At 70.1% G+C, this 7,139-nt stretch carries 6 protein-coding genes; 4 read left to right on the forward strand and 2 right to left on the reverse strand.

The features are described 5' to 3' along the window. Window positions 1–70 precede the first annotated feature (70 nt). Together I59_RS23410 and I59_RS07410 are read left to right on the forward strand one after the other, a co-directional pair. Window positions 71–202, forward strand: a complete 132-nt coding sequence (locus I59_RS23410) for a hypothetical protein (RefSeq protein WP_261976536.1) — start codon at window positions 71–73, stop codon at window positions 200–202. A 346-nt stretch (window positions 203–548) separates the two neighbouring features. Continuing rightward, window positions 549–1,619, forward strand: a complete 1,071-nt coding sequence (locus tag I59_RS07410) for a sigma-70 family RNA polymerase sigma factor (protein ID WP_022903313.1) — start codon at window positions 549–551, stop codon at window positions 1,617–1,619. 171 nt (window positions 1,620–1,790) lie between these two features. On the opposite strand, the gene I59_RS07415 is transcribed toward I59_RS07410, so the two are convergent. Continuing rightward, window positions 1,791–2,723, reverse strand: a complete 933-nt coding sequence (locus I59_RS07415) for an NAD(+)/NADH kinase (RefSeq protein WP_022903314.1) — start codon at window positions 2,721–2,723, stop codon at window positions 1,791–1,793. Window positions 2,724–2,793: 70 nt separating this feature from the next. Between I59_RS07415 and I59_RS07420 the strand changes: the two genes are divergently transcribed. Together I59_RS07420 and I59_RS07425 are read left to right on the forward strand one after the other, a co-directional pair. Further along, entirely contained in the window at window positions 2,794–3,285 is a 492-nt protein-coding gene (locus I59_RS07420; RefSeq protein ID WP_022903315.1) for a Clp protease N-terminal domain-containing protein, read from the forward strand. A gap of 185 nt (window positions 3,286–3,470) precedes the next feature. Further along, window positions 3,471–5,969: an ATP-dependent Clp protease ATP-binding subunit gene (locus I59_RS07425; protein ID WP_022903316.1), complete on the forward strand. Its 2,499-nt coding sequence runs from the start codon at window positions 3,471–3,473 to the stop codon at window positions 5,967–5,969. 321 nt (window positions 5,970–6,290) lie between these two features. Here I59_RS07425 and I59_RS22740 read toward each other — a convergent pair. After that, window positions 6,291–7,139 (reverse strand): alpha/beta fold hydrolase (locus I59_RS22740; RefSeq protein WP_022903317.1); only part of this gene is annotated, 849 nt, incomplete at its 5' end.

A 7,139-nucleotide genomic window follows, 5' to 3' on the forward strand; every position in this document is an offset into this window, starting at 1 on the left:
CCGGGCATCGTCACCCGCCGTTCACCGGCCCGATGTGCGGCGGTCGCGTCCCGGGGCGACGATCGTCCGCATGCCCAAGACCCAGTTCCCCCTCGGCCGCAGCCTCGTCGGCGACATCGAGAGCGAGTACGACGAGTTCGACCGCGACGCCGACCTCGAGGTCTCGAAGCGCCGGGACGGGTGGCTCGAACCCTCCTGGTGAGCCCCATCTGATCGCTCTTCGGGGTACGACGTCCGGATGTCCACGATCCGGAACGCCGTACCCCTTTTCCGTGTCCACTGCGCGCTGCCGATCGGGGTACACCCTCGGAAACGGGGAAGAAACACCACTGTAACGGCGGAAACATCGCGCAATGCCCTTGATCTGGGGCCATCCGCCGGGCCAGACTGGCTTCACGCTGTACCCCGTGGGGGACGGTTCCGATGGCCAAGCACGGAGATCCCTGGGAATCGTTCGGATCGATTTGTGGGGTACACCTCGCAACCGCTTTACTCATCAGCACCCCCACCGAGGCCCCCATCACCGTCGAACGCAGGGAGAGAGTCAGATGACGATCGCAACGGCAGCACCGACCACGAACGGCACCAGCGCCCGCCGCAGCACGACGAAGAAGGCCGCAGCAGCGAAGGCCGCCGACGCGACCGTCGAGACGACCACCCTCGACACCGAGGTCGAGGCGGACGAGCAGCTCGCCGGTGTCCGCGGTGCATCCGTCGACCAGGTCGGCGACTACCTCCGGCACATCGGCCGGCTCTCCCTCCTCACCGCGGAGGAAGAAGCACAGATCGCCCGCCGCATCGAGGTCGGCCTGTTCGCGGAGGAGAAGCTCACCACCGAGCCCGGGCTCGACAAGACCCTGCAGCGTGAGCTGCGCTGGCTCGTCCGCGACGGTGAGCGCGCCAAGGAGCGCATGATCACGTCGAACCTCCGCCTCGTCGTGAGCATCGCGAAGCGGTACTCGCAGCGCGGCCTCCCCTTCATGGACGTCATCCAGGAGGGCAACCTCGGCCTGGTGCGCGCGGTCGAGAAGTTCGACTTCACGCAGGGCTACAAGTTCTCGACCTACGCGACGTGGTGGATCCGCCAGGCCATCTCGCGTGGTCTCGCCGACAAGGCGCGCACCATCCGCATCCCGGTCCACACCGTCGAGCTCATCAACAAGATCAGCCGCACCGAGCGCGACCTCACCGTCGACCTCGGCCGCGCCCCGATGCCCGACGAGGTCGCGGCGGAGCTCAGCATGAGCGTCGAGGAGCTCCTCGACCTCAAGGGCCGCTCGCACGAGCCCGTGTCGATCCACACCGTGGTCGGCGACTCGGACGACAGCGAGCTCGGCGACTTCATCGAGGACGAGGACGCCGCAAGCCCGAACGAGCTCACCGAGACGACCCTGCTGCACCGCGACATCCGCTCGATCGTCGCAGAGCTGCCGAGCGACGAGGCGAACGTGATCCGCATGCGCTACGGCCTCGACGACGACAAGCCGATGACGCTCGATGAGATCTCGAAGATCGTGCACACGACCCGCCAGGCCGTGAGCCGGGTGGAGTCGCGCGCCAAGCTGCGCCTGTTCGCCAAGGCGGTCTCGCAGGACATGCAGCTGTACCTGACCGACTGAGGTCAGTGGACTTCGGCCGGGGCGACAGCTCCGGCTCGGGGAACCGGGTCGTCCTGTGGGAAGGCGGCCCGGTGGGGTGATGGGAAGGCCCGTCCCGGCGATGCCGGGGCGGGCCACTCGTCGTTCCGGGGCGTCGGAGGCTCCGACCGTCCCGTGGTCACCCCGCTCGGCTCACTCCTCGAGGTCGTGCGACAGCTTCTGCCGGAGGTCCTGCGGGATGAGCTCGATGAGCTGGTCCGGCCGCACGGGCAGATCGAGCAGGCTGAGCTTCACCCGACCGGTCCGACCGTGCCGTGCCGCGTCGAGCCGGACGACGCTCGACGCGTCCTTGCGCAGTCGGACGTCGATCTGGGCGCCCGTCGCGACCTCGCCCACCACGAGCCCGTCGACCTCGAGTGCCGCGCTCCGGGTGCCCTCGGCGATGTCGAGCCGGTAGCGCTCGCGCGCCGCGAGGACCACGGACCGGTCGATGCCCGCCATCGGGGCGACCGGCGTGACGACGGACCCGGACAGCGCGGGGGAGAGGACCGGGCCGCCCGCCGCGTAGTTGTAGGCGGTGGAGCCGGCCGGGGTCGACGCCACGATCGCGTCCGCGCGGTAGTAGCCGTACCCGAGCCCGCCGACACTGAGGTCCGCCGAGACCTGCCCGGCACCCGGGCGTCGGACCACGGTGAGGTCGTTGAACGCCAGGTACTCGGTCCGCGCACCGCTCCACGACAGCTTCGCCTCGAGGGCGTGGTGCGGTTCGAGCTGGTAGTCGCCGGCGGACAGGCGTTCGAGTGCCGCCTCGAGCTCCGGCGGCTCGATCTCCACGAGGAAGCCCACGTTGCCGTAGTTCACGCCGAGCACGGGGACCGGCCGCCGGGCCACGAGACGCATCGCGCCGAGCATGGTCCCGTCGCCGCCGAGCGCGACCACCAGGTCGACCCGATCGGTGAAGTCGTCCTCGTCGACGACGTCGATCGTGCCGCCGAGGCGCCCGGCGTCCGCCCGTCGCGCGATGAGCTCGCCGCGGCCGGAGGCGTTCCAGCGACGCAGGGTCTCGACGGACTCCTGCACGTTCTTGGTCGGGTGGACGACGAGGCCGACGACGGGCTGCTCCATGCCCGGATCGTACCGGGCGCCGCTGTCGGGTCGGCAATGCGATCAGTCGCTATGATATTCTAGATATATCATGTCGATCACGCTCTCGCCGCCCCAGCTGTCCGTCGCGCTGCCGACCGTCCGCCGGGGGCGTGAACTCGTCCTGCTCGCCGACCTCGAGGCGCACGAAGCCGGGTCACCCGTCGTCGACGTCGAGCACCTCCTGCTCGCCGCGGTGGTCCTCGCCCACGGCATGCCCCACTTCCGGCCTGTCCTCGACCGCTTCGGCGTCACCCCCTCGGCGGTCCGCGAACGGATCACCGTGCCCGTCGCGGCACGGCACGCGTGCCCCGCCGAGCACGACCGGATCACGTGCACGGTCGCGGTCGAACGACTGCTCGCGCGCGCGACCGTGCTCGCCAGCCCGATCGACCGCGTCCGTCCGGTGCACCTCCTGCTCGCGGTCCTCGACGGCGACTCCGGGGCGGCGCTCCGCGCTCGGAGCACCCTGCTCGTCGAGCACCGTCGCTTCCGTCGCGCGCTGCGTCGTGCCGCCCGACGAGCGGGCCACACCAGCCGCTGACGGCCGTCGCGCCGCGGGGCGGACGGGAGGCACGCGGCGGCCCCGCCACGCGCCTGGCGTCCGCCCTGCGCGCACGAGCGCAACCGAGGTCACGCCCACGGCGAACAGGGGCAGACCACTCGGGGTCGGCTGGTTAGTCTCGATGTACGTCACCGGGCCAGTACCGGTCCGGCAAGGGAGAGCACATGTTCGAGAGATTCACCGACCGAGCCCGTCGTGTTGTCGTCCTCGCTCAAGAAGAAGCGAAGATGCTCAACCACAACTACATCGGCACCGAGCACATCCTCCTCGGCCTCATCCACGAGGGCGAGGGCGTCGCCGCCAAGGCGCTGGAGTCGCTCGGCATCTCGCTCGATGCCGTCCGCGAGCAGGTCCAGGACATCATCGGGCAGGGGCAGCAGCAGCCGACCGGGCACATCCCGTTCACGCCGCGCGCCAAGAAGGTGCTCGAGCTGTCCCTGCGCGAAGCGCTGCAGCTCGGCCACAACTACATCGGCACCGAGCACATCCTCCTCGGCCTCATCCGCGAGGGCGAGGGCGTCGCCGCCCAGGTGCTCGTCAAGCTCGGCGCGGACCTCAACCGCGTCCGTCAGCAGGTCATCCAGCTCCTGTCCGGCTACCAGGGCAAGGAAGCCGTCGCCGTCGGTGGCGAGCAGCAGCAGAACGCGCAGCAGGGTTCGCAGGTCCTCGACCAGTTCGGTCGGAACCTCACCCAGGCCGCGCGCGACGGCAAGCTCGACCCCGTCATCGGGCGCGAGAAGGAGATGGAGCGGGTCATGCAGATCCTCTCCCGCCGCTCCAAGAACAACCCCGTCCTCATCGGTGAGCCCGGCGTCGGCAAGACCGCGGTCGTCGAGGGCCTCGCCCAGGCGATCGTCAAGGGCGACGTGCCCGAGACGCTGAAGGACAAGCAGCTCTACTCGCTCGACCTCGGGTCGCTCATCGCCGGGTCCCGCTACCGCGGTGACTTCGAGGAGCGCCTCAAGAAGGTCACGAAGGAGATCCGCACCCGCGGCGACATCATCGTCTTCATCGACGAGATCCACACGCTCGTCGGTGCCGGCGCTGCCGAGGGCGCGATCGACGCGGCCTCGATCCTCAAGCCGCTCCTGGCCCGCGGTGAGCTCCAGACCATCGGTGCCACCACGCTCGACGAGTACCGCAAGCACTTCGAGAAGGACGCCGCACTCGAGCGTCGCTTCCAGCCGGTGCAGGTGAACGAGCCGTCGCTGCCGCACGCGATCAACATCCTCAAGGGCCTCCGCGACAAGTACGAGGCGTTCCACAAGGTGTCCATCACCGACGGTGCCATCGTCGCTGCGGCGAACCTGGCCGACCGCTACGTGCAGGACCGCTTCCTGCCGGACAAGGCCATCGACCTGATCGACGAGGCCGGCGCACGCCTCCGTCTGTCGATCCTGTCGGCACCGCCGGAGCTCCGCGAGTTCGACGAGAAGATCTCGACGGTCCGCGGGTCGAAGGAAGCCGCGATCGAGGAGCAGGACTTCGAGAAGGCCGCGAGCCTCCGCGACGAGGAGAAGAAGCTCCTCGGCGAGCGTCTCCGCCTCGAGAAGCAGTGGCGTGCGGGTGACGTCGCCGCGTCCGGCACCGTCGACGAGGGCATCATCGCCGAGGTCCTGGCGCAGGCCACGGGCATCCCGGTGTTCAAGCTCACGGAGGAGGAGACCTCGCGTCTCGTCTTCATGGAGAAGGCGCTGCACGAGCGCGTCATCGGACAGGAGGAGGCCATCTCGGCCCTCTCGAAGACGATCCGCCGCACCCGTGCCGGCCTCAAGGACCCGAACCGTCCCTCGGGCTCGTTCATCTTCGCCGGCCCCACGGGTGTCGGGAAGACCGAGCTCGCCAAGGCGCTCGCGGAGTTCCTCTTCGACGACGAGGGCGCGCTGATCTCCCTCGACATGTCGGAGTTCGGTGAGAAGCACACGGTCTCGCGACTCTTCGGTGCCCCTCCCGGGTTCGTCGGGTTCGAGGAGGGCGGCCAGCTCACCGAGAAGGTGCGCCGCAAGCCGTTCTCCGTGGTCCTCTTCGACGAGATCGAGAAGGCCCACCCGGACATCTTCAACTCGCTCCTGCAGGTCCTCGAAGAGGGTCGCCTGACCGATGGTCAGGGCCGCGTCGTCGACTTCAAGAACACCGTCATCATCATGACCACGAACCTCGGTTCGCAGGGCATCGCCGGTGGCCCGGTGGGCTTCCAGGTCGAGGGTGACTCGGGCGTCGGCTACGACCGCATGCGCTCGAAGGTGAACGAGGAGCTCAAGAAGCACTTCAAGCCGGAGTTCCTCAACCGTGTCGACGACACGATCGTGTTCCCGCAGCTCTCGCAGGACGAGCTCCTGCAGATCGTGGACCTGTTCGTGAAGCGTCTGGCGGACCGCCTGCTCGACCGCGACATGACGGTGGAGCTCACGCTCGCCGCCAAGGAGCAGCTCATCAAGGTCGGGTTCGACCCCGCTCTCGGTGCTCGCCCCCTGCGTCGCGCGATGCAGCACGAGGTCGAGGACCAGCTGTCCGAGCACATCCTGCAGGGTGAGCTCAACGCCGGCGACCACGTGAAGGTCGACTTCCACGACGGTGCGTTCCAGTTCGAGACCGGGCGTCAGCCGGGTCGCGAGGAGGTCCTCACCGGCGCTGCCGAGCCGGCCGGCGAGATCGAGTCCTAGGACGCGACCACCTTCTGACGGGAGGGCGGTGCCAGCTGGCACCGCCCTCCCTCGCAGGCTCGGTCGGCGCGCCCCGCGCAACGCTTCGCGTTGCAGTCGAGCGGGGCGCGCCCGTCCGTCCGGTCACGGCCAGTCCGTATCCCGTCACGTCCTGTGGATTCGTCCCCACATCTGACGTCTCGGCGCGGTACGGTGGTTCCACATCCGAGGCGTTCCCCCCAGCTCCTCGGATGTGTGCGGTTCGACTGTTCCCCCCAACGTGTCGAACCGCTGACGGCCCCGGTCCTTCGGACCGGGGCCGTTCTCCGTTCCGGGGCGGCCTCAGGCCGGGAGGGACTCGGCGAAGGCGCGCACGGCCCCGTCGAAGCGCTCCGGGTCCTCGTTCCACTCGAGCGTGTGCGGCGCGGTGCGGAACGACACGACGGTCGCGCCCCGTTCCACCGCGTCCGCGACGTCGGCCGCGGCGACGAACGCGTCGGCCGTCGAGCGGATCAGCAGTGTCGGGGTCCCGGACGGCTGCCACGTCGACGTCCGCACGGGCGACGCGGCGCCGGCGAGGCGCGACAGCGTCGGCGTGGTCGCGATCCGGGCGGCGACGCTCCCGACGAAGCGGGGGAGACGGAACGTCCCGACGGCACCCCGGAGGGCGGACCGGACGTCGAGCAGCGGCGCGACGCCGACGAGTCCGTCGACGGGGATCCGCGCTGCGGCGATCGAGCACGCGAGCGCACCCGCGGACCAGCCCTGGAGCACCACCCGACGGGAGCCGCGGTCCCGCGCCGCGCGGACCCGGGCGACGATGCGGTCGGCGGCTCCGGGGTCGAGGGAGCGGAGCGGCAGGTCGGTCGTGTCCACGATCTCGGACGACGCGCCGAGGCCCGACCACACCGGGACCCCGCGGAGGACCTGCCGGGGGCCGAGGGACTGCCCGTGCACGTGGACCACGTGGGTGTCGGCGACGGCCTCGTCCGCTCCCGTGGCGGGACCGGGGAGGACCTCCGCGACGATGTCGTGCATGAGGGCGTCCCACGCCCAGTCGCCCGCGGCCGGCTCTGGTCCGTCGACCAGGGCCCGTCGGACGGCATCCGGCGCCGACCCGTCCCCGTCGCCGAGGACCGCGCCGACCCGGACCGACGTGCTGCCGCGGGTGATCCGGTACGTCCCGGGGAG

Origin of the sequence: Curtobacterium sp. B8, from assembly GCF_000333315.1 — a bacterium.
Lineage (GTDB): Bacteria > Actinomycetota > Actinomycetes > Actinomycetales > Microbacteriaceae > Curtobacterium > Curtobacterium luteum.

Coding starts and splice junctions, on each gene's coding strand:
- I59_RS07415 (WP_022903314.1), bottom strand. CDS start 2,723: ATGGAGCAGCCCGTCGTCGGCCTCGTCGTCCACCCGACCAAGAACGTG.
- I59_RS07420 (WP_022903315.1), top strand. CDS start 2,794: ATGTCGATCACGCTCTCGCCGCCCCAGCTGTCCGTCGCGCTGCCGACC.
- I59_RS23410 (WP_261976536.1), top strand. CDS start 71: ATGCCCAAGACCCAGTTCCCCCTCGGCCGCAGCCTCGTCGGCGACATC.
- I59_RS07425 (WP_022903316.1), top strand. CDS start 3,471: ATGTTCGAGAGATTCACCGACCGAGCCCGTCGTGTTGTCGTCCTCGCT.
- I59_RS07410 (WP_022903313.1), top strand. CDS start 549: ATGACGATCGCAACGGCAGCACCGACCACGAACGGCACCAGCGCCCGC.